This window comes from Paenibacillus mangrovi (assembly GCF_022898935.1).
Classification (GTDB): domain Bacteria; phylum Bacillota; class Bacilli; order Paenibacillales; family Paenibacillaceae; genus Paenibacillus_AQ; species Paenibacillus_AQ mangrovi.
On record NZ_JALIRP010000004.1, the window covers coordinates 216,977 to 236,417 of the forward strand.

Sequence of the window (19,441 nt, forward strand, 5' to 3'; positions counted from 1 at the left end):
TAAACCAAATATATTATAGCATACCTTTTCATTTTACGTCCGTTTATTTGAGTTCATGAATAAAATGTTTTATGCTGTAACTGTAACTTCAATAAAGGAGAGATTCTCATGAAAAAAAGAAAGCATCATCCGGTAAAATCTTCTCAAAACCATGGTCCGGCACCTGTACTCGGAGGACGGGTATCTTGGAGCCGTAAGCCGATGACCCAGGTCGTCGCTAATAAAAAAGCAGAGCAGCGCCGCACGTGGTGCCGAAAAGGCACAGACGACGGCGCTATTTTTTTGCCTCTAACCTGTATACATTTTCAGGACAGCAAACAGGGCTTTTTCCCTTACTGTAAAAACAGTTTGAGAAAGAGCCCTGTGTATTTTCAAAAAATTTTATTATTAAAAAGATATTTAAAATTCGTGATAAAAGAGACTAGAATTCGTGATATTAGTATGCAGTCCAGCCGGAATCAGCTGTAATGACTGTACCATTGATGAAGGAAGAATCATCAGAAGCAAGGAATAGCGCAACCTTGGCGATTTCTTCCGGTTTACCGTTTCTTGGGTTCGTACCCATACCCGCCATCGCTTTTCTCACGCCAAGCGCTTCGATGTTGATTTCGCCGGCATCTGCCATGATATTGGTTTCAACACCACCTGGTGCAATCGCGTTACAACGGATGCCTGCATCGGCATACTGGTATCCTACGTTTTTAGTGAGACCTACTACCGCATGCTTGGAAGCCGTATACGCCGCGCCTGCACGGGAGCCATACAAACCGCCAACCGAAGCCGTATTGACGATGACACCTTTTCCCTGTTTGATCATAATTGGCAATGCTTTACGGATCGCACGCATAGGACCTGTAGCGTTCACAGCAATTACTCTTTCCCACAGTTCATCTGTTACTTCCGCAGCCGGAACCATTTTATCCATAATACCTGCGTTGTTCACCAGCACATCGAGTGAGCCATAGGTGTTGACAGCGGTATCAATCATATTCTGAACATCGTCTTCTTTGGCAACGTTAGCAACAACACCGACAGCATTTCCGCCGTTTGCCTTCACTTCTGCCACGACCTGATCCAAGGAAGCCTGAAAAATATCGGCAAGCACCAGCTTTGCGCCCTCACGTCCGAACAGCAGCGCCATTTCCTTGCCCATGCCAGAGCCCGCACCTGTAATTACTGTAACTTTGTCTTGAAGTTTCATTGTTTATACCTCCTATGGCATTGAATTAGACAACATAGTGTCTATAATAATTGTAACTTTTGTCACACAGCAGAACAATCATCATTTTGACTCAAAATGTCTATTTCAGATATCATAAGCTTAATAAGGAGTGACAACATGAATTCACGAGTGCTTAAAACTAAAATTTCACTGATGAACGCTCTTCTGGACCTCATGTCCGAAAAAAAATACGAATCCATCACCGTACGTGATATTGTTCAGAAGGCGGGTATCAACCGGTCCACGTTTTATCTTCATTTTCTGGATAAAGAAGATCTGAAAGAGCAAAACTCCAACTTCATCCTTGATAAGCTACGGGAAGCGATCCAGTATCCTTCCTTCAATTTCGAAGAGGCTATCCGCGATTATGAGGAGCGGCAGCAGCCGATCTCGTCTTTACTGGCCATTTTCCGGCATATTCAGGAGTACTTTGAATTCTATTCCGTCATGCTCGGTGAAAAGGAGTTTCAGCAGAAGTTGGATGAAATGATCAAAGAGGAGCTCTTCAAATTCTCCATCGATAAAATTCGCTGTGCATACAACGCCGGCGGACTTATCGGGTTAATCCGTTATTGGGTTTCCTCCGATATGGAGAAATCCCCTGAGCATATGGCCAAATGGGTGACCCAAGTGATTCTGTACCCAAACGCCAGTCAATTGAATGAATAACAGCTTGAAACTCTGCATAAGAAAAACGTCTATTGACGTACTTTCACAGATGACAGACCACGTTTAGATGTAGTTTTCTTGCGATTATAGAATGCTTCAGCTTCGCTGAAAACTTATAATTCTATAATCTCAAAAAAAATAAGCACGAGATCCGGGAAATAATGACGATGTTCCATGATCATGTGCTTATCTTTTTTCTATTACTCTCGAATTTTTACATTGTACAAATACATCGCATACGGAATGCCTTTAAACTGAAGTTGACCGGTGCTGACCAAGTGCCATATCCGGTATTGAAAGTAGCTATCACTATCAAAGATATTCCGGTCAATCAGCTCGGCCGCAATCCGGCCTGCCTTTACATAACCGTCTTGAACATTATTTTCATCACCTGAGTTCTGAAGAGATCGAACCGCCTCTAGAATATCTTCGTCAAATGCATTTTCTTCAAGGCCGACGATATCTCCGTTCTTCCAGATACGCAGCGTATCCGTTGTATGAGACAAGCGAATCCAGTCGTCAACGAGATCGTCCCGAGTCTTGCGACTGATCGGCTCTGCAGTTTCAAACCGGCTCACGATGTCTATCAAAGCATTAAAAGGTACGTGTCCGATACTCCGCGGTTCGAGATCCGGTTGATATTTCTGCACTACTTTTTGGTATTCCCGGGTTACGTTCAGTATATGGATATCATTGGGCTTACCGCGAAGTGCGTAGAGCACCAGCCGGACCGCCACCTGATCATGAGTGTTATCTCCACCCCATAGATAGATACGGTGATGGTCCGGGATCTGTGCAAGCCGCTCCATGATAAGATTCAACCGATTCTCCCGGTTCTTAAACACTAGAAATAACTGGTTATTGAAGCGTTCCATCAACCATTGCTCCCGCAGAACTATTCCTTCTTCTGTATGGAGCTTCCAAATCGGTCCGTAGGCATAAAAATCATCCCAATGCATCACGCGGCTCTCCATTCGTTTACCGCATTTACTTAAGGCTACTTTTAGGGATCCTTCATTACTCGGTGAAAACGTGATATGTACATGGCTTTCGTTTTCCAGCCGTTCTTGTTCTCGAAGATACATTTCATCTACAATCTGCAGCAGTTCCGCTGCCATTCCTTCGTTACTACTTTCATTTATGGCTTGCTCGGCACGCTCGCACATGCTCAGCAAAACGTCTTTTCGATTATTCTCTTCCATCGCTAACAAAAATTCTTTGCGGTTTATCATCATTGCCTCCTTTTCCATACATATTTTTCCTATCATTCTATTACTAGTATAATATAGTCGTTAACATAAAAGGCATATCGAAAAAAATTATCAAAAAGCTGCATGGATTCTCTCTAGTGAATCGTCTAAATACATAGAAACGAAAACTACAGAGTTCCCCGACCTTGGTCTAGCATGAAACCAGTCCGCGGTCCGTTTTGTCGATATGCAATCCATCATACACTAATCATAAAGATTGCTTAATCGTACATAGGGCTGAGCTCCAAAAATACTTAACAGGATAAATAAATAAATTCCCGTTAGAACATAAGCTTCTTCCCATTGAAGGAGCATCAAATATAAAAAAGCGAAGGTGAACATGAATGCGCAAGAAAAGAGTATTGATCTTGTCCGAAGGCTTTGGAAGCGGGCATACCCAAGCGGGATATGCACTGGCTGCCGGCATGAAGAGAATGAATCCGAATATTCAGACCAAAGTAATCGAGCTAGGCTCATTTTTAAATCCGACGGTAGCTCCATGGATCATCTCCGCTTACCGCCTGACCATTCATACGAATCCCGGGCTCGTCGGTTTGCTTTATCGGAAACAGCATGCCAAACGCCTTAGTAAATTAACGACGATGGCACTGCACCGGTTATTCTATCATCATACGGCGGAAGTTATTGAGCATTTAAGACCGGATTTGATCATAAGTACGCATCCGATCCCGACCAATATTATCTCCAGACTGAAAGCAGCCGGACTGAACGTCCCGCTTTATACCGTGATTACGGATTATGACGCTCATGCCTCCTGGATTAATGCTGAAGTCGACCGTTTTCTTGTTTCGACAGAGAGCGTACGCAAGCTGCTGCTCGACCGCGGTGTATATTCTCAGAATGTACAGGTGACCGGTATTCCTGTTCATCCGGATTTCTGGTTAACCGAAGACAAGACTTCCGTCAGACGGCTACTTAAGATTAAAAACATGCCTACTGTATTCATCATGGGTGGCGGATGGGGATTGGTATCGAACCAAAAGCTGACCAGACAGATCAACAGCTTTAAAGAACAGGTCCAGCTCGTATTCTGCCTTGGAAATAACGAAAAGCTGCTGGATAAAATGAAACATGACCCGATGTACCAGCATGAAAATATTGTGCTCATGGGCCATACGAACGAAATCAGCAAGTGGATGGATGCTTCTGATCTGCTAATTACCAAGCCAGGCGGGATGACATGCACAGAGGCTCTGGCCAAAGGTCTTCCAATGCTGTTCTGCGAATCGCTCCCTGGCCAGGAAGAGAAGAACCGCGAATATTTCGTTAAACTTGGTTACGGCGAGGCATTGAACAATGAGAATGTGCTTGAAGAGTGGCTGCGGAAACTTGCCCGTGGAGAACAGATTCAGATTGCCCGAGGCTTCCTGCCATCTCGCTTCGACTCCCTTGGGAGAGAATGTTGCTATAGTCCTAGCTTGTGTGCATCTGAAGTCGTCAGACTGCTCAATGGTTCGGATCAGGCAAGAGTTCTTACAACCCATGGAATTCCGGTGGGCATTTAACGAGTGAACGGATATTCAAAAAAAGCTGCCGAGATGTCTCGGGCAGCCTGTAGAGAGCCCTCAAGGCTCTCTTTTTTTCTGTTATACACTGGTCTGAACCTTGTTACTAGCGCCATCCCGGTAAATCAATTCCTCAATACGCCGCTCGACTTGCTCAACTGCATCCTCCATCGTCTCAAAACGAATTGGAGTCGTTCGTGCGAATTCATCTCCGTAATTCACGGATGTGTGGGCATATCTTGGATCATAGTAATATACCAGCAGCAGCTCCACAGCCCTGCCAAATTGCCTTGTCAGCAAGCTTTCCTCAATCTCTTGGGCAATAGGTGTATGAATCCGCGACTTAATTTGATTGAAAGCCTGTAAACTCTGCTCCGCATGTTCTTCAGGTTGGTAATCGTTCAAAATGTTACTTACGCGCAAGCTAGTTGGGGCTTCCAGCAAAATATGCGTCCCCTTCTCCTTTTTGTTGATCAGAAACTCAGGCAGAATCACCTTGCCGATCCGTTTGCTTTCCGCTTCGATGAGAATATATGGCTCTTGGCGGTACCGAAGAATATCCTCTAGTAACAATGCATCAAACGTCTTTTGATTGTTGCTCTTCAGGCCAATCTCACCGAAAATAGAACCTCTATGCCCTGCCAGTCGCTCCAGATCTACAACCGGATAGCCTTTCTCCTTCAACGCTTTGAGAATTTCCGTTTTACCGGTACCCGTATTGCCATGAAGGACAAAAACTTGAGGTGCAAATTCCACCTGTTCAAGCGTTTCAACAACCCATTTCCGGTATGAGCGATAGCCCCCATCAAGACGATTTACGTGGATGCCCATTAAGGACAGCACGGTCGCCGTCGTTCTGCTCCGCATTCCCCCGCGCCAACAGAAAACCGTTTTATTCCCCTTAATTTCAGCAAAACGTTTGACGAATGCCGGCAGCTTGGCAGACATAATCTCCAGACCTCTTTCTTTGGCTGCCTGTGTGCTGACCTTTTTATATAAGATGCCGATCTCTGCCCGCTCCTCATCCGTAAAAAAAGGAATGTTGACGCTTCCTGGGATCGTCGACTCTGCATACTCGGATGGAGACCGGACATCGATGACTGTCATTTCATTTTTAGAACGAAGATCATTCAGTTTCTCTATTGATATATCTTGAAACATAAAAGGCACTCCCTTACTCGATTACAATTTGTCCGCTGCCGCTGGCTGTAACCTCACCAATAATTTTGGCTTCCACACCGGCATTCACCAATTCCTGATGCAATGCTTCAGCAACATTTCCGCTCACGGAAATCAGCAGTCCACCAGAAGTAACAGCATCACATAGAATCCAGCGGTCAATCTGGTCCATCTGTTCAGGGAATTGTACGCTGTCTTCTACATGGGCATAATTGTTTTTAGAGCCGCCAGGTACTAGCCCCTGCTCGGCCAATTCACGTACGCGCGGAAGCATAGGCACATCATCCTTGCGGATTTTGATCTCGACGCCGCTTCCTTTTGCCATCTCAAGAGAATGTCCCATCAGACCAAAGCCGGTCACATCTGTACATGCATGTACATCATAGCTTTCCATAACTTCAGCCGCTGTTTTGTTTAACGTGGACATGACCTCGGTTACGCGAGTAATCTCCTCGGCAGTGAGCTTGTCTTTTTTAATGGAGGTTGTCATAATGCCTACACCAATCGGCTTGGTCAAAATGATCTTATCACCCACCTGAGCTCCCGCATTGCTCCGCACTTTATCAGGATGGACAAGACCTGTGACGGCTAAACCGAACTTAGGCTCCTTGTCATCAATGGAATGGCCGCCAACCAAGGTCGCGCCTGCTTCCTTCACTTTATCCCCTGCTCCGCGCAAAATTTCGGTCAAAATGCGTTTATCCAGGGTAGAGATCGGAAATGCCACAATATTTAACACCGTTAAAGGTTTAGCGCCCATTGCATAGATATCGCTGATTGCATTCGCTGCGGCGATCTGTCCGAAGGAATACGGGTCATCCACGATCGGTGTGAAAAAGTCGAGTGTCTGCACCAGAGCAAGCTCATCGTTCAGCTTGTACACCCCTGCGTCATCGCTTGTATCGAGACCAACTAGCAGATTGGGATTCGGCTCCGCAGGCGGGAGATTACGAAGAACCTGGCTAAGATCGGCAGGACCGATCTTGCAGCCGCAACCTCCTTTGCTTGATAGTGAGGTTAACTTGATATTGATTTCGGAACCCATTATATCTGCACGACCTTTCATGAAATCTTACGGATAATTAAGTATATTAATTTTTTCATTCTACTTCATAAATCGTACACGTCAGCGGTTAAAAAGGCAAATCAATCCGAACGCAAAAATATCCCGTAAACAGCAAAGAGCAGGATATCGGAAACCGCGCATCAACTCGCACGCATCCGATTGTCCTGCGTTATATGCCTCTTTCAGTTTTCTTTCTCGATCTGCTATTTGGATACAGGAACCGCTTTACCGAAATACTGCTCCAGCGTGATGGAGCGGCTGGTTACCTCTTGAGCGATCTTGGTTCCGACGTAGCGAAGATGCCAAGGCTCGTATTTATAGCCTGTTATCGATTCCTTGCCTTCCGGATACCGGATGATAAACCCGTATTCACTCGCATGCTTGGCCAACCACTTGGCTTCCTTAGTTCCAGCAAAGCAGCTCTCAGCCGCACATTTGCCGGAACTGCCCGATACGTCGATGGTCAGACCCGTCTGATGCTCACTATGCCCAGGGCGCGCGCTGTAAGTATCCGCAGCATTTACGCCGTCCTTCTTTACATAGTTGTTGTATAACGTTGTTTGGCGGGATTCCGAGCGATAGCCGGATACGCCAGCCAGACTTATGCCGTCTTCTTCGGCAGCTTCAAACATTTCTTCAAGCGCGATCGCAGCATCCTTTCTCATCTTGCGCTTGTCGACTTTCTCCGAGAAGGTAAAAGGAACATTCGGATAGACGAGATCAGGCGGCACGTATCCCGAAGGAAGTCTATAGGTCTTGTTGACCAACACATCTACGCTTTCCGGATTGGCGACAACATGCTCTACACTATAGGTGTTGACAAACTCTGCGTTGCCGCCGGTTTTGCTGGACTTCTTCGAAGAAGCTTCGTTGTTTGTTTTCGAGCCTGTAGCTGGATGCGATGCTGTATCGCTTTTTTCTGGCTTTTTCGCCGTAGCTTTGGCATCCGTATTTTTCGTCGAATTTGTCTTCTCTGAGGTAGGCTTTTCTACTTTTTGAGCTGCCGGCTCATCGTTTTTTCCAGTTTCCGACTTCGTATCTTCCGACTCGGCATCATGATCTTTCTTTGCTGTCTCGGATGCATTATCCTTCACAGATACGGCTTCCTTCTCCTGGTTGCTTTTCTGCTGTGTCAGTGCAGGTGTTTTCTCCACAACGGCTCCTTCGGCAGCCGGCGTCCGGTTTTTATCCCAGGCCCAAATGGCTCCCCCTACCATGATAACTGCCACTATGGAAGTGACCACGTATTTACGCATATAAATTTGTACCCTTCTCCCATGATGAATCGAACGATTTGCGTTCGAAACAATAAATCTATAAGTCTATGAATCTGTCAATCTATGAAATGATATTTTCATTATACGACAAAAAAAGACCTGATCAAACCATTGATCAGGCCATTCATAAAATTGGTTATATGTAGCTGATATTAATCGACAGTCTTCAAACGTTTCTGCATGAATACAAGCTCCAAAGCAAGCCGCTCAATTCGCTCCAATACGTCAGGATCGATAATTTCCTTATATTCGTTAAAATGGTCATCATGCACATACACATACCCTGGAGCCACATACGATCTGAAGAAGCCGGCAATCGGCTTCAGCTGATTTTCAATCACCAGATAGTGCTGGTATGTTCCTCCTGTGGCTACGAAACCGATCACTTTTTGCTGCAGTGCCTTGATCGGGATCAGGTCGAATAAGTTTTTCAGGACACCCGACATGGAGGCTTGATAAATCGGCGTTCCAATCAGGCAAAAGTCACTGGAAATGACGCAGTCGATGACCTTCTTGGTATCGCCCGTATAAGCAGACGGATCACGTCCATCACAAAACTGAACATCATAATCTTTCATATCCAGCAGTTCTGTCTCGATCTCCGGATCCATTTTTTTGACTTCTTCCAATACCTTTTGTACGACAATAGCTGTTTTGCTGCCGATGATCGCACCTGATATACCAACCAGCTTCATGAAGGCAGCCTCCTTTTCTGATGTAATTTGCTTGATTTTGCCGGTAAATGGGAGATTCCTTCAGCGGTTGTCTGATTTCAGTCAGGATGTCGTACTGCATCTAGTTCCCGTTTTCCGTCAAATTGCATGGCTGATCTACATGTCAGCCTCTTGTTCATCCGTATTCACAAAAAAGTATGCGGTCATCGCCAGGCGCTCCATCATCTGCTCACGCAGCATTTTGTCCTCAATGACTTCGTCCATCGCCTGCTGCATACAGCTCAGCCATGCCGTTGCACGGTCCGGTGTGATCGGAAACCGAATATGTCTCGCTCTCATTCGCGGATGTCCCTCTTTCATCGTGTAGAGCTGGGGTCCGCCAAAATATTGCGTCAGGAACATCTCCTGTTTATCCATCACGGGATCAATGTCCTCTGGAAACAATGGAGCCAACAGTGGATGCTCGACTACTCTCGGATAAAAGGCTTCAACGACTGCACGAATAGTTGGCGCACCGCCAACCTGCTCATAATAAGACATCGGTCGTTCAGTGCTCTGATTGTGTTCTGGGTTCAAGGAGAAAATGAGCCTCCCTTCCTTTATTAGATATTATTTTTAACTCGATCTAAGACTATAAAATGAACTATAGCATGTTTATTTAGTAAACATAAATGTATATTAATTATTATAATCCTGGAAACGCTTTGTCAAGAGCCCAGACGAATATTGTTTAACTTTTTATACATATATGTTGACTATATGCGATACGTGTTCTACAATTACCGTGACATAATTTGTACAGTGATATTCAAACGCCAGTTACAATTGCCTTTATTCACTTGACCTCTATGTCATAAACGTGAAAAAGCCAATTCGGTTCCGTGAAGATTGTACGATAATTATGGCCATACTGTGTTTACAGATAGATAGAGAATTGAAGGTGAATAATGTTGACAAAGGATGAATTGGTCGCAGCCATCGCCCATATCCGAGATGATGAGCATCAACTGCCGCTGACAGAGATTGGCCTGATCCGCGATATTACCACGAATAATGATCGTGCCGCGCTAAGCATTCTCCTCGCACCTGATCTTGCGCCTCGCGAAGAAGAATTAAAGGAGCAAATCACCAGTGCGCTGCAAAAGTCAGGAATTACCGATGTTCACATACGCTTCAAACATATTTCAAATGAAGAAAAAAATGATATTATAGCTATAAAGCTGAATAAATCGGTGCGCCGTGCTCCAACCTTAATGAACTCACCTTTGGTAGCCGGGGATTCCGGCGTCACCTTCATTGCTATTGCGAGCGGTAAAGGCGGAGTTGGAAAGTCCACCGTCACGGTTAACCTTGCGGCTGCTTTAGCCAAACAAGGAAAACGTGTAGGGATCATTGATGCCGACATATACGGTTACAGCGTTCCTGAAATGCTGGGAATCAAAGAATTGCCGAAAAAGCAGGACAACCGTATCGCCCCAGTGGAAAGCCATGGCATCAAGGTCATATCGACAGGATTTTTCGTACAAGGAAACAAGCCTGTGGTCTGGCGTGGACCGATGCTTGGCAAAATGATTGGCACCTTCCTGAATGAAGTAGAATGGGGCCCACTGGATTATATGATTCTTGATCTCCCCCCTGGAACAGGAGACGTTGCTCTGGATGTTCATAACCGAATTCCCCATTGCGCAGAAATTTTGGTTACCACTCCCCATCCGACTGCCAATCATGTTGCAGCCCGGGCCGGTGAGATGGCCGTACAGACCAACCATCCAATACTCGGCGTGATCGAGAACATGTCCTATTTTACAGATCCTGCAGGTGAACGGCATTATCTGTTCGGACGCGGCGGCGGCCAAAAGCTGGCTGATGAGCTGAATACGAAGCTGCTTGCGGAGGTACCGATTCAGTCTTCGGATACTCCGGAGGGAGCTGATTCCGCCCCTACCCTGTTTGCAGACAGCAGTGAACAGTGGAAGATTTTTATGGAATTAGCATCGAACATCATTACATCACAAGAAGGTTAATTAAATTGAAAGGGTGAAAAGAACATGTCTTACATTATTACCTCGGCTTGTATCGATGAGAAAGCAGCCGATTGCGTTGATGTTTGTCCAGTAGATTGCATCGAGGAAGGTCCAGATCAATACTTTATCGACACTGACATTTGCATCGAATGCGGTGCTTGCGAAGTCGCTTGCCCGGTTGGTGCGGTGTATTACGATACGGATTTGCCTGAAGAAGAAAAGAGCTTCATTGCAAAAGCAGAAAACTTCTTCAAAAACAAATAATAGGTTACACCATCTAATTATTTCGAGTCGTGACAGCCTGCTTCGTTCCCACGTCGCCAGGCTGTTTTACACTCGGAGATGATTTTAAGGAATAAACAGCAGAACAGGCGGTGATGAAACGTGGATCAACAACTGGATATTTCAACCCGGGACAAAATCCTGCAGCTGCTGAAAACAAAAGGCGATCTCAGCGCCAAGGAAATCACCGAATTTATCGGGATCACAAGCATGGCTGTACGCAGGCATATTAATACCCTTGAAAAAGACGGATTAATCGAATCGAAAACGATTCGTCAACCGATGGGACGCCCAACTGCTATCTATCATTTAACCGAACAGGCCGAAACCTTTTTTCCGAATAAATATCATACCCTGACATTGGATCTGCTTAGTGAACTTGAGCTCGATGCTGGATCTGAAATGGTTGACCGTTTATTTGACCGCCGCGGCGAATCGCTCCGGAGGAACCATGCGACGAAGATGCAAGGAAAATCTTTTGCCGAGAAAGTGAAAGTACTGGCTGAAATACAGAATGATAATGGATACATGGTTGAACTTGAAAAAAACAGTGAGAATGAATACACACTGATGGAATATAATTGCCCGATCTCTCAAATTGCCAAAAAGTACAACCACGCCTGCACCTGCGAGATGAAGATGTTTGAATCCCTACTCGGAGCCGAGGTCGGTCGTACGGAATGCTTGGCTAAAGGTGATAAGAAATGCGTTTACACGATTAAAAACAAAATGGAACTCTCACATTGATCCGTAAATCTCTTCGGAAATTCAATGCGGAGTTCCTTTTTTTTGAGAATTATTGTTCCGGCTTAACCGGTTCATCTGATTCGACCAGATACTGCAAAGCTGCCATTTTATTCTCCCAGAAGCGTTCAAAGTAAGCATACCACTGCTTTATTTCCTGAAGAGGCTGAGGATCAAGCCGAAAGCGATTCTCCCGCCCTACCCTTCTCTCCCTTACAAGCCCCGCTTCAGACAAAATCCGCAAATGCTTTGATACAGCCGTCCGGCTCATGGGAAAATGTCCACTGATGACCGTAACCGGCATCTCTTCCTCTGCCAAAAGCTTCAGCAGCTTACGGCGTGTGGGATCGGCTATCGCCTGGAAAACATCATGTTTCGTCGCTAGAGGCTCTCCCATACTTATCCCTCGACGTATGAGCCGAGTTTGCGATGCAGTCCTGCCCATCCTTGATCCATAACTTGGCGGACTTGGGTATGAGGTTGACCGAATTCAGTAACCATATCCTCGCTCCAACCAGAATGAATGATGGTAACTTCGGTTTGTCCATCCAAATCCTTAAGCTCAAATGTCAGCGCCCAGTCTTTCCCCCAGTCAAAAGAAAGTCTCCGTGGTGGATCAATCTCCTTCACTTTACATGGCGACATGCCGTAAGGCCCTGCATTAATATGAAATTCATAACCTACAACCGGTTCAAAATCATTAGGCATAAACCATGCAGAAAGTCCTTCTGACGTCGCAACAGCCTCCCATACCTTTTGAATAGGCGCCTTAAACACACCTGTGTGCCGGATATCCGGCAGCGAGTTTTTATGTTTTGAAGTATCCATTATGTTTTTCCTCCTGTATCTTTCTTTTCTTATTTAAGAAACCATTTGGTTTCATATCTATTATATACAACCATTTGGTTTCATTTCAAGGGGATGTTCCAAGGAAATCACAAAAAAACAGTGGTGCGTTACGGAATGATCCGTAGTATGCCCACTGTTTTTGCGTTACATCATGGTAAAGGCTTAGCCTCTAAACTGCTTCAGGAATTGCACGGCTTTGGAAATATCCGCTTCCGGATCCTCGCCGACTTCCCGCTCGATCGTCAAATAACCCGTATATCCAATGTCTTTTAATGCGTTCAGATATTCCGTCCAGTTCACACCACCCTCGCCAAGTGGAACCTCGCGAAAGTATTGTCCTTCGCCCGGTACAAAGGTATTATTCTCGTTAGCCGGAGCTTCATATCCTAGGGATTCATAGACATAGTGAGCAGGCACTTCACGCAGACGAAGTCCGTCTTTGGCATGGGTATGCACAATATAGTCCTTCAGGTTGTAAACGCCTTGTGCAGGATCATCACCGGTTACCATGACCATATTGGCCGGGTCAAAGTTAACTGATACCCCCTTGGAACCGAGACCATCCAGGAACTGCTTCAATCTTGCGGAAGGTTCTGGACCTGTCTCGATGGCGAAAAATGCGTTCATGCTGGTTGCATAGTTAGCGAGCTCTGCGCAGGCATCATGCATGGTTTGATAAATTTCGCTATTCGTGTCTTCAGGTACGATCCCAATGTGTGTAGTCACGACTGGCGTACCCAGTTCTACCGCCAAATCGAGAATGCGTTTGGATTTTTCAATCTTTTCCGCATTTACACTCTTGTCCTGGAATCCGTATCCGCCCAGATCACCCACAAGTGCGGAAATTTCAAGACCTAGTGATGCGATATAGTCCTTAAGCTCTTTACGCTCCGCTCCTGAGAGGTTAGCAGGGTCCATCTCGCCGCTTACGGCGTAGATTTGAACGCCATCCGCCCCAACCTTTTTCGCGCGCTGTAGGCCTTCTCTGACACCCACACGGAAGCTGTCTACGATAACACCAATTTTATTGTTCATTTAAGATACTCCCCTCATACCTAAACTTCTTCCCAAATACGTTTTACGTTTGCAAGACCGATTCTTGTGCCTTGGTAAGCATCTTCCATGCCTTCGAATTCGATCGACAGATAACCGTCATATCCAGATTCCTTGATCGTACGGATGGATTCACGGAGATTGATATCCCCATGGCCGGAGATGGCACCTCTCAGGTAGTTGCCGCTGGCAGTTTTGAACCAGCCTTCCCCTGGATTTTGTGAAGCTTGACGCAGGTAGAAATCTTTAATGTGCACAATCGAAGCAAACGGCAAATTCTTTTTAACGGCTACGACCGGATCTTCATCCACACACATGAAATTGCCGACATCAAGCGTTGTCTTGAAGTTCGGACGGTCTACCGTCTGTACCAAGGTTTGAACACGATCGCTGGCCTGGATGTAGTAGCCGTGGTTCTCTACGCTGGTTGTAATACCATACTGAGCAGCATAATCTGCCACCTGGCGGCAGGCGTCAGCCAGACGGCTAACCTCGCTGTTGAACTGTTTGATGGAAGTATCTTTGCGTCCAGCCACATCATGGCGCATCAGCTTTACGCCGAGTCGTGCTGCGATGTCCACTTCCTTTTTGACGCGCTCGATTTCATTCGTGACTTCCTCGTCGCTATCCACGCCAAAATTCGCATAGATAGCATAATTGGAGATATCGATGCCAACTTCCTTGGCTTTCGCCACGATTTGGTCCACGAGTTCAGGATTATCTGTAAGCGTAAAACCGATCGGAACGATCTCTACATGCTCCCCGCCCATTTCGGCGATCTTCTCAATGGCCTCAAGTACAGTGATTTCCCCGGAATGGATTGGACGGTACAGGCTGTATGTGCTTACTCCGATTTTCATAGCTGGATTTCTACCCCTTTCTCAGCGGATTCATAAATGGCTGTCAATATTCTCATTAGCTCCAGACCATCTTCTACAGGGCTTATTGGCTCTCTGTTGTTTTGAATATTGAGAATGAATTGGTCGATTTCATTTTGGAAGGCCGCTGTAAAGTTGAAGCCTTTATTGTCGATTTGCGGCTCGATGTTGATCATCACGTCGTTCTTTTCCGTAACGATCACCAAAGCCGGGTCGATCTCGAATCCGCCTTTGGTTCCGAAAATTTTAACAGCCGATTCATCCTTCTTGGCATGCAGCGAGAAGCTTACGTCTACCATGAGCGAAGCGCCGTTTTCGAATCGGATCAATGCGTTCGCCAAGTCTTCGACCGTATTTTTGCTGGCATCGTAATCTGCAGCCTTGTAGAAGGACAAGTGTTTCACGTTGGAACGGTTACCGAGCTTATGATACACGTTTCCTGAAACCGATTTCACTTTCGGTCTACCAAGCATGTACCAGCACAGGTCGATGACGTGTACGCCAATATCGATCAGCGGTCCGCCGCCGGAACGTTCCTTATCCGCAAACCAGCCACCTGGATTGCCCAAACGACGCAGGATTGAGGCTTTTGCGTAATACAGCTCGCCGAACTCATCCTTTTCGATAAAGCTTTGTAGAAGTCCGATATTCGGATCATAACGGCGTACGAAGCCAACCTGCAGGAGCTTGTTGCTATCGCGTACGGTTTGTTGAATATGTAATGCTTCCTCGACGCTGCGGCAAAGCGGTTTTTCGACCAGTACATGCTTGCCGGCCTTGATCGCCGCGATGCTGATCCCAGCGTGAGAGTTGTTCCATGTGCAGATGCTGACAGCATCAATCTCCGGATCTGCAAGCAGTTCATTGTAATCGGTATATGTTTTCTGGGCACCGTATTTCTGGGCAGCCGCCTTAGCTCTCTCTTCTTTCAAATCGCAAATCGCTACGATTTCAGCATCCGGGTTCTTTTGATACGAATTCATGTGTGATTCTGAAATGGAACCTGCACCGATAATGCCCACTTTGATCTTGTTCATTCGTATTCTACCTCTCCTTTAAGTCATCCTTTTGTGTTTGTTCTTCTTGAATTATAATATTTATAAGAAAGTCTGCCATGCAGTGCCTTGCTCATTATTTAGACAATTGTGCGATTTAGAGGTGACCACTATGGAAAGACCCCTTTCATTACAGGAACCGATGGATATGCCAAACCGCTTTTTCCCGATCAAAATTCATTATTGTACGGCAAATCAATATGGAAAGACGCTGTTTAAGCACCACTGGCATAATCACATCGAATTCTTGTATTTTACAAAAGGCTCTGCCATGATCGAGCTGAACTCCGTTCCATACGAAGTAAGTGAAGGCGATCTGGTTGTCGTGAACAGCAACGATTTACATTATGGTGTTAGCCAATGCGATGATTTGGTCTATTATGCGATGATCGTGGATATCAAACTGCTGCATAGTCACTCTGTGGACGCGATCGAAACCAAGTTCATCACCCCGATCATGCAGAACCGGATTCTTTTCGCCAGCAAAATTTCGAGAGATGAGGAAATCATCAGTTCTATCTCTTCCCTGATCCAAGAGCATAGCCAGCGTGAGCTGGGGTATGAGCTGTCGATAAAATCATATTTGTACCGCATTCTGACCATTCTGCTGCGCAGGTACGGTATGAACAAAATGAGCTCGGAAGACGATCATCTTCGCTTGAAAAACCTTGAGCGGTTCACGCCTGTATTTCAGTATATCGAGGATCATTATCATGAGGATCTGACCATCGATATGCTGTCCGCTCTAGCGGGACTCAGTCGTTTCCATTTCAGCCGTTTGTTCAAGGAGCTCACCGGACGTACCGTCATGGACTATATTAATACACTCCGCATCAACAAATCTGAATACCTGCTGCGGAACTCACGCATGAATATTTCGGAAATCGCTTTGTGCACGGGCTTTAAAGATATATATTACTTCAGCCGCTCGTTTAAGAAGTACAAGCATGTATCGCCATCTGAGCTGCGCAAAAGCTTTAATCTGTAGATTCATCTCCGATCTTTCTCTTTCAGAAATAAAGTTTGTCGATATAAATTGGCATTTTACATAGTCAATCTGCTTGTTTCTGGGTATAATAGTCCTGGATGTTAGATATCTTTTATACGTAAAGTATGTTATTTGAGGAGGAACAGATCTTTGGATCCATATTCATCGGGACAATTTAACCAGTTTCAGCAGCCGCCCATGCAGCCGCCGAAGACAAACGGAAAAGCTATTGGAGCACTTGTGCTCGGCATTCTAAGCCTTGTGATTCCTTATTTGGGATTCATTCTCGGCATTATCGCCATCGTGCTTGCAAGCCTTGCCTTCAAAGAGATCAAGAGAAGAAGCGAGGGCGGACGTGGACTTGCAGTCGGCGGGTTGGTGTGCGGCATTGTCGGTACATCATTGTACGGCATTCTTATTCTGTTGGTTGTAATCGGACTTATCTTTCTTGGCGCTTCTTATGACAGTTATTATGATGCACTCTCATCCATTCCAGATTTGAGACTTCATTATTCATAACACAGGGCCTTATTCATTGGGTAACTGACTGTTTCATTAATCGATAGACTATAAGAAAAAACCGGCTGCTCTTTTCAGAGCAGTCGGTTTTTCGTAAACCCTTTATATATGAAGGTTATTCCGTGATGGTACCGTGCACCAGTATAGGTGCTTCGGCATGGCCTGAGATGTGGATGTTTTCATAAATTTTGTTCATCACATCATCCACATTTTCGCGGTTCGCATGAATGGTCATAAGCGATTCGCCTTTTTTCACGGAATCACCGATTTTTTTGTTAAGCATGAGACCCACAGCCAAATCGATTTCCGACTCTTTGGTTGCACGGCCAGCACCCAGCCACATCGCTGCAGTACCGATCTCGTCCGCTACGATTTCGGCGACAACGCCATCTTCCTTCGCAGGAACCTCGATGAGATACTTCGCTTGCGGAAGCTTCTCTGGATGATCTACAACGTCAGGATTTCCACCTTGGTTTTGGATGAATTCCTTGAATTTCTCCAGCGCCTTGCCGTTCTTGATGACTTCCTTCAACTTCTCTTCCGCTTCCTCCAAAGAGTCGGCCTTATTCGCCAGGAACACCATTTGGCGGCCAAGCGCGAGGCAGAGCTCTTCGAGATCCTTCGGTCCCTCGCCTTTCAGTGTATCGATCGCTTCCTTCACTTCTAGGGAGTTACCAATAGCATAACCCAGCGGCTGGCTCATGTCGGAGATTACCGCCATCGTTTTGCGGCCGACGTTGTTGCCGATGCTTACCATCGCATGCGCCAGTTCTTTAGCGTCATCTACGGTTTTCATGAACGCGCCTGCGCCGGTTTTCACGTCAAGCACGATCGCGTCGGAACCTGCGGCAATCTTCTTACTCATGATGGAGCTGGCAATCAAGGAAATGGAGTCAACCGTACCAGTAACGTCACGAAGTGCATACAGTTTTTTGTCTGCTGGCGTCAGGTTGCCTGTTTGACCGATAACCGCGATTTTATGTTTGTTCACCAGGTTAACGAATTCTTCGCGCTCGATTTCCACATGGAAGCCCTCGATGGATTCGAGTTTGTCGATAGTACCGCCGGTGTGTCCCAAGCCGCGTCCAGACATTTTCGCTACTGGGATGTCAAGAGCCGCTACGAGAGGAGCAAGCACCAATGTAGTCGTATCGCCTACGCCGCCTGTGGAGTGCTTGTCTACTTTTACTCCTTCAATCTCGGACAAATCGATCGTGTCGCCGGAGTTCACGATAGCCATTGTCAGATCGGCGCGTTCACGCTGGGTCATGTCTTTGAAGAAAATAGCCATTGCCAAGGCACTGACCTGATAGTCAGGAATGTCTCCTTTTGTATAGCCTTCTATGATGAAATTAATTTCTTCTGTTGTCAATTCTCCGCCGTCACGTTTCTTTTCAATCAAGTCGACCATTCTCATAGAGCAATGCCTCACTTTCAAAGTTAATGATATGAACTAAATATTACAGGGTAATTGCGGTTTCCAAAGCCACTTCCATCATCTCGTTGAAGGTCGTTTGACGTTCTTCCGCTGTTGTCTCTTCACCTGTCAGCAGGTGGTCGCTTACGGTCAGCAAAGTCAGAGCGTTAACGCCAAATTTGGCAGCTAGAGTGTACAAAGCCGCTGTTTCCATTTCGACGCCCAAAATACCATGCTTCATCAATTTCTCAGAGATCGTCTGATCATCACGGTAGAAAATGTCCGAGCTGAATACGTTGCCGACATGCAGCTTCAGGCCTTTTTCCACGCCTTTATCATAAGCGGTTTTCAGCAGGTTGAAGCTCGCGATAGGCGCGAAATCATTGCCGTCAAAGTAGTGGCGATTCGAGCCGGAATCCGTGCAGCAAGCCTGGGCCAGAATGACGTCACGTACATGAACGTCTTTTTGCATGCCGCCACATGTGCCGACACGCATCAAGTTTTTGACGCCGTACTGGCTGATCAGTTCGTTTACATAAATACTGATGGATGGAATACCCATGCCAGTTCCTTGAACAGAGATGCGTTTACCTTTGTAGGTTCCCGTGAATCCAAGCATGCCTCTGACTTCGTTATAGCAGGTTACGTCCTGCAGATAGGTTTCAGCGATGTATTTCGCCCGGAGCGGGTCTCCAGGCAATAGAATTGTTTCCGCGATTTCTCCAGCTTTTGCTCCAATATGAATACTCATTGATTGTCCTCCTGACAG

22 protein-coding genes are annotated in these 19,441 nt (G+C 46.0%); 8 read left to right on the forward strand and 14 right to left on the reverse strand.

Annotation, left to right across the window (positions count from 1 at the left end):
• The first annotated feature begins 108 nt into the window (after window positions 1-108).
• Complete coding sequence (locus tag MUG84_RS11660; RefSeq protein ID WP_244725189.1) at window positions 109-468, forward strand: hypothetical protein; 360 nt, start codon at window positions 109-111, stop codon at window positions 466-468.
• On the opposite strand, the gene MUG84_RS11665 is transcribed toward MUG84_RS11660, so the two are convergent.
• A complete protein-coding gene (locus MUG84_RS11665) occupies window positions 437-1,201 on the reverse strand; it encodes an SDR family oxidoreductase (RefSeq protein ID WP_244725190.1) in 765 nt (254 codons plus the stop codon). The two genes, MUG84_RS11660 and MUG84_RS11665, sit on opposite strands and share 32 nt — an antisense overlap.
• A 138-nt stretch (window positions 1,202-1,339) precedes the next feature.
• Here MUG84_RS11665 and MUG84_RS11670 point away from each other — a divergent pair, with 138 nt between their 5' ends.
• Window positions 1,340-1,891 carry a TetR/AcrR family transcriptional regulator gene (locus MUG84_RS11670; protein WP_244725191.1) on the forward strand — a complete coding sequence of 184 codons (552 nt, stop codon included), beginning with the start codon at window positions 1,340-1,342 and terminating at the stop codon, window positions 1,889-1,891.
• A gap of 200 nt (window positions 1,892-2,091) precedes the next feature.
• Here the strand turns inward: MUG84_RS11670 and MUG84_RS11675 are convergent, their stop codons facing one another.
• Window positions 2,092-3,141: a DUF1835 domain-containing protein gene (locus MUG84_RS11675; RefSeq protein WP_244725192.1), complete on the reverse strand. Its 1,050-nt coding sequence runs from the start codon at window positions 3,139-3,141 to the stop codon at window positions 2,092-2,094.
• Between the two features lie 344 nt (window positions 3,142-3,485).
• Between MUG84_RS11675 and MUG84_RS11680 the strand changes: the two genes are divergently transcribed.
• On the forward strand, window positions 3,486-4,667 hold the full coding sequence (locus MUG84_RS11680; protein WP_244725193.1) for an MGDG synthase family glycosyltransferase: 1,182 nt from the start codon (window positions 3,486-3,488) through the stop codon (window positions 4,665-4,667).
• Between the two features lie 81 nt (window positions 4,668-4,748).
• Here the strand turns inward: MUG84_RS11680 and mnmH are convergent, their stop codons facing one another.
• The 5 genes from mnmH to MUG84_RS11705 all read right to left on the reverse strand — a co-directional run bounded on the left by mnmH (window position 4,749) and on the right by MUG84_RS11705 (window position 9,439).
• Window positions 4,749-5,828: a tRNA 2-selenouridine(34) synthase MnmH gene (gene mnmH / locus MUG84_RS11685; protein ID WP_244725194.1), complete on the reverse strand. Its 1,080-nt coding sequence runs from the start codon at window positions 5,826-5,828 to the stop codon at window positions 4,749-4,751.
• 13 nt (window positions 5,829-5,841) lie between these two features.
• Window positions 5,842-6,891, reverse strand: a complete 1,050-nt coding sequence (selD, locus tag MUG84_RS11690; RefSeq protein ID WP_244725195.1) for a selenide, water dikinase SelD — start codon at window positions 6,889-6,891, stop codon at window positions 5,842-5,844.
• Window positions 6,892-7,115: 224 nt separating this feature from the next.
• Window positions 7,116-8,168 carry a M15 family metallopeptidase gene (locus MUG84_RS11695; RefSeq protein ID WP_244725196.1) on the reverse strand — a complete coding sequence of 351 codons (1,053 nt, stop codon included), beginning with the start codon at window positions 8,166-8,168 and terminating at the stop codon, window positions 7,116-7,118.
• A gap of 173 nt (window positions 8,169-8,341) precedes the next feature.
• A complete protein-coding gene (locus tag MUG84_RS11700; RefSeq protein ID WP_244725197.1) occupies window positions 8,342-8,884 on the reverse strand; it encodes an NADPH-dependent FMN reductase in 543 nt (180 codons plus the stop codon).
• 135 nt (window positions 8,885-9,019) lie between these two features.
• Window positions 9,020-9,439: a globin domain-containing protein gene (locus MUG84_RS11705; protein ID WP_425313194.1), complete on the reverse strand. Its 420-nt coding sequence runs from the start codon at window positions 9,437-9,439 to the stop codon at window positions 9,020-9,022.
• Window positions 9,440-9,810: 371 nt separating this feature from the next.
• On the opposite strand from MUG84_RS11705, the gene MUG84_RS11710 reads away from it, so the two are divergent.
• The 3 genes from MUG84_RS11710 (at window position 9,811) to MUG84_RS11720 (ending at window position 11,916) form a co-directional block, all read left to right on the forward strand.
• Window positions 9,811-10,887, forward strand: a complete 1,077-nt coding sequence (locus MUG84_RS11710; protein WP_244725198.1) for an Mrp/NBP35 family ATP-binding protein — start codon at window positions 9,811-9,813, stop codon at window positions 10,885-10,887.
• Between the two features lie 24 nt (window positions 10,888-10,911).
• On the forward strand, window positions 10,912-11,151 hold the full coding sequence (locus MUG84_RS11715) for a DUF362 domain-containing protein (protein ID WP_244725199.1): 240 nt from the start codon (window positions 10,912-10,914) through the stop codon (window positions 11,149-11,151).
• A gap of 120 nt (window positions 11,152-11,271) precedes the next feature.
• Window positions 11,272-11,916, forward strand: coding sequence for a helix-turn-helix transcriptional regulator (locus MUG84_RS11720; RefSeq protein ID WP_244725200.1), 645 nt, complete (start codon window positions 11,272-11,274; stop codon window positions 11,914-11,916).
• A gap of 49 nt (window positions 11,917-11,965) precedes the next feature.
• Here the strand turns inward: MUG84_RS11720 and MUG84_RS11725 are convergent, their stop codons facing one another.
• From MUG84_RS11725 to MUG84_RS11745, 5 genes are all read right to left on the reverse strand, one after another.
• Complete coding sequence (locus MUG84_RS11725; protein ID WP_244725201.1) at window positions 11,966-12,310, reverse strand: ArsR/SmtB family transcription factor; 345 nt, start codon at window positions 12,308-12,310, stop codon at window positions 11,966-11,968.
• A 2-nt stretch (window positions 12,311-12,312) separates the two neighbouring features.
• Window positions 12,313-12,741: an SRPBCC family protein gene (locus tag MUG84_RS11730; RefSeq protein ID WP_244725202.1), complete on the reverse strand. Its 429-nt coding sequence runs from the start codon at window positions 12,739-12,741 to the stop codon at window positions 12,313-12,315.
• A gap of 183 nt (window positions 12,742-12,924) precedes the next feature.
• Window positions 12,925-13,797 carry a sugar phosphate isomerase/epimerase family protein gene (locus MUG84_RS11735; protein ID WP_244725203.1) on the reverse strand — a complete coding sequence of 291 codons (873 nt, stop codon included), beginning with the start codon at window positions 13,795-13,797 and terminating at the stop codon, window positions 12,925-12,927.
• 20 nt (window positions 13,798-13,817) lie between these two features.
• On the reverse strand, window positions 13,818-14,675 hold the full coding sequence (locus MUG84_RS11740; protein ID WP_244725204.1) for a sugar phosphate isomerase/epimerase family protein: 858 nt from the start codon (window positions 14,673-14,675) through the stop codon (window positions 13,818-13,820).
• Window positions 14,672-15,730, reverse strand: a complete 1,059-nt coding sequence (locus tag MUG84_RS11745) for a Gfo/Idh/MocA family protein (protein ID WP_244725205.1) — start codon at window positions 15,728-15,730, stop codon at window positions 14,672-14,674. The genes MUG84_RS11740 and MUG84_RS11745 overlap by 4 nt, the downstream gene beginning before the upstream one ends.
• Before the next feature lie 130 nt (window positions 15,731-15,860).
• Between MUG84_RS11745 and MUG84_RS11750 the strand changes: the two genes are divergently transcribed.
• Complete coding sequence (locus tag MUG84_RS11750) at window positions 15,861-16,736, forward strand: AraC family transcriptional regulator (RefSeq protein WP_244725206.1); 876 nt, start codon at window positions 15,861-15,863, stop codon at window positions 16,734-16,736.
• 150 nt (window positions 16,737-16,886) lie between these two features.
• Complete coding sequence (locus MUG84_RS11755; protein WP_425313195.1) at window positions 16,887-17,255, forward strand: DUF4190 domain-containing protein; 369 nt, start codon at window positions 16,887-16,889, stop codon at window positions 17,253-17,255.
• 115 nt (window positions 17,256-17,370) lie between these two features.
• Here MUG84_RS11755 and MUG84_RS11760 read toward each other — a convergent pair whose 3' ends face one another.
• Together MUG84_RS11760 and deoD are read right to left on the reverse strand one after the other, a co-directional pair.
• The gene (locus MUG84_RS11760) at window positions 17,371-18,672 is read right to left on the reverse strand and encodes a pyrimidine-nucleoside phosphorylase (protein WP_244725207.1); all 1,302 of its coding nucleotides are present in this window, start codon (window positions 18,670-18,672) and stop codon (window positions 17,371-17,373) included.
• 43 nt (window positions 18,673-18,715) lie between these two features.
• Window positions 18,716-19,423 carry a purine-nucleoside phosphorylase gene (deoD, locus tag MUG84_RS11765; protein ID WP_244725208.1) on the reverse strand — a complete coding sequence of 236 codons (708 nt, stop codon included), beginning with the start codon at window positions 19,421-19,423 and terminating at the stop codon, window positions 18,716-18,718.
• Between the last annotated feature and the right edge of the window lie 18 nt (window positions 19,424-19,441).

Coding starts and splice junctions, on each gene's coding strand:
- MUG84_RS11660 (WP_244725189.1), top strand. CDS start 109: ATGAAAAAAAGAAAGCATCATCCGGTAAAATCTTCTCAAAACCATGGT.
- MUG84_RS11665 (WP_244725190.1), bottom strand. CDS start 1,201: ATGAAACTTCAAGACAAAGTTACAGTAATTACAGGTGCGGGCTCTGGC.
- MUG84_RS11670 (WP_244725191.1), top strand. CDS start 1,340: ATGAATTCACGAGTGCTTAAAACTAAAATTTCACTGATGAACGCTCTT.
- MUG84_RS11675 (WP_244725192.1), bottom strand. CDS start 3,141: ATGGAAAAGGAGGCAATGATGATAAACCGCAAAGAATTTTTGTTAGCG.
- MUG84_RS11680 (WP_244725193.1), top strand. CDS start 3,486: ATGCGCAAGAAAAGAGTATTGATCTTGTCCGAAGGCTTTGGAAGCGGG.
- mnmH (WP_244725194.1), bottom strand. CDS start 5,828: ATGTTTCAAGATATATCAATAGAGAAACTGAATGATCTTCGTTCTAAA.
- selD (WP_244725195.1), bottom strand. CDS start 6,891: ATGGGTTCCGAAATCAATATCAAGTTAACCTCACTATCAAGCAAAGGA.
- MUG84_RS11695 (WP_244725196.1), bottom strand. CDS start 8,168: ATGCGTAAATACGTGGTCACTTCCATAGTGGCAGTTATCATGGTAGGG.
- MUG84_RS11700 (WP_244725197.1), bottom strand. CDS start 8,884: ATGAAGCTGGTTGGTATATCAGGTGCGATCATCGGCAGCAAAACAGCT.
- MUG84_RS11710 (WP_244725198.1), top strand. CDS start 9,811: ATGTTGACAAAGGATGAATTGGTCGCAGCCATCGCCCATATCCGAGAT.
- MUG84_RS11715 (WP_244725199.1), top strand. CDS start 10,912: ATGTCTTACATTATTACCTCGGCTTGTATCGATGAGAAAGCAGCCGAT.
- MUG84_RS11725 (WP_244725201.1), bottom strand. CDS start 12,310: ATGGGAGAGCCTCTAGCGACGAAACATGATGTTTTCCAGGCGATAGCC.
- MUG84_RS11730 (WP_244725202.1), bottom strand. CDS start 12,741: ATGGATACTTCAAAACATAAAAACTCGCTGCCGGATATCCGGCACACA.
- MUG84_RS11735 (WP_244725203.1), bottom strand. CDS start 13,797: ATGAACAATAAAATTGGTGTTATCGTAGACAGCTTCCGTGTGGGTGTC.
- MUG84_RS11740 (WP_244725204.1), bottom strand. CDS start 14,675: ATGAAAATCGGAGTAAGCACATACAGCCTGTACCGTCCAATCCATTCC.
- MUG84_RS11745 (WP_244725205.1), bottom strand. CDS start 15,730: ATGAACAAGATCAAAGTGGGCATTATCGGTGCAGGTTCCATTTCAGAA.
- MUG84_RS11750 (WP_244725206.1), top strand. CDS start 15,861: ATGGAAAGACCCCTTTCATTACAGGAACCGATGGATATGCCAAACCGC.
- MUG84_RS11760 (WP_244725207.1), bottom strand. CDS start 18,672: ATGAGAATGGTCGACTTGATTGAAAAGAAACGTGACGGCGGAGAATTG.
- deoD (WP_244725208.1), bottom strand. CDS start 19,423: ATGAGTATTCATATTGGAGCAAAAGCTGGAGAAATCGCGGAAACAATT.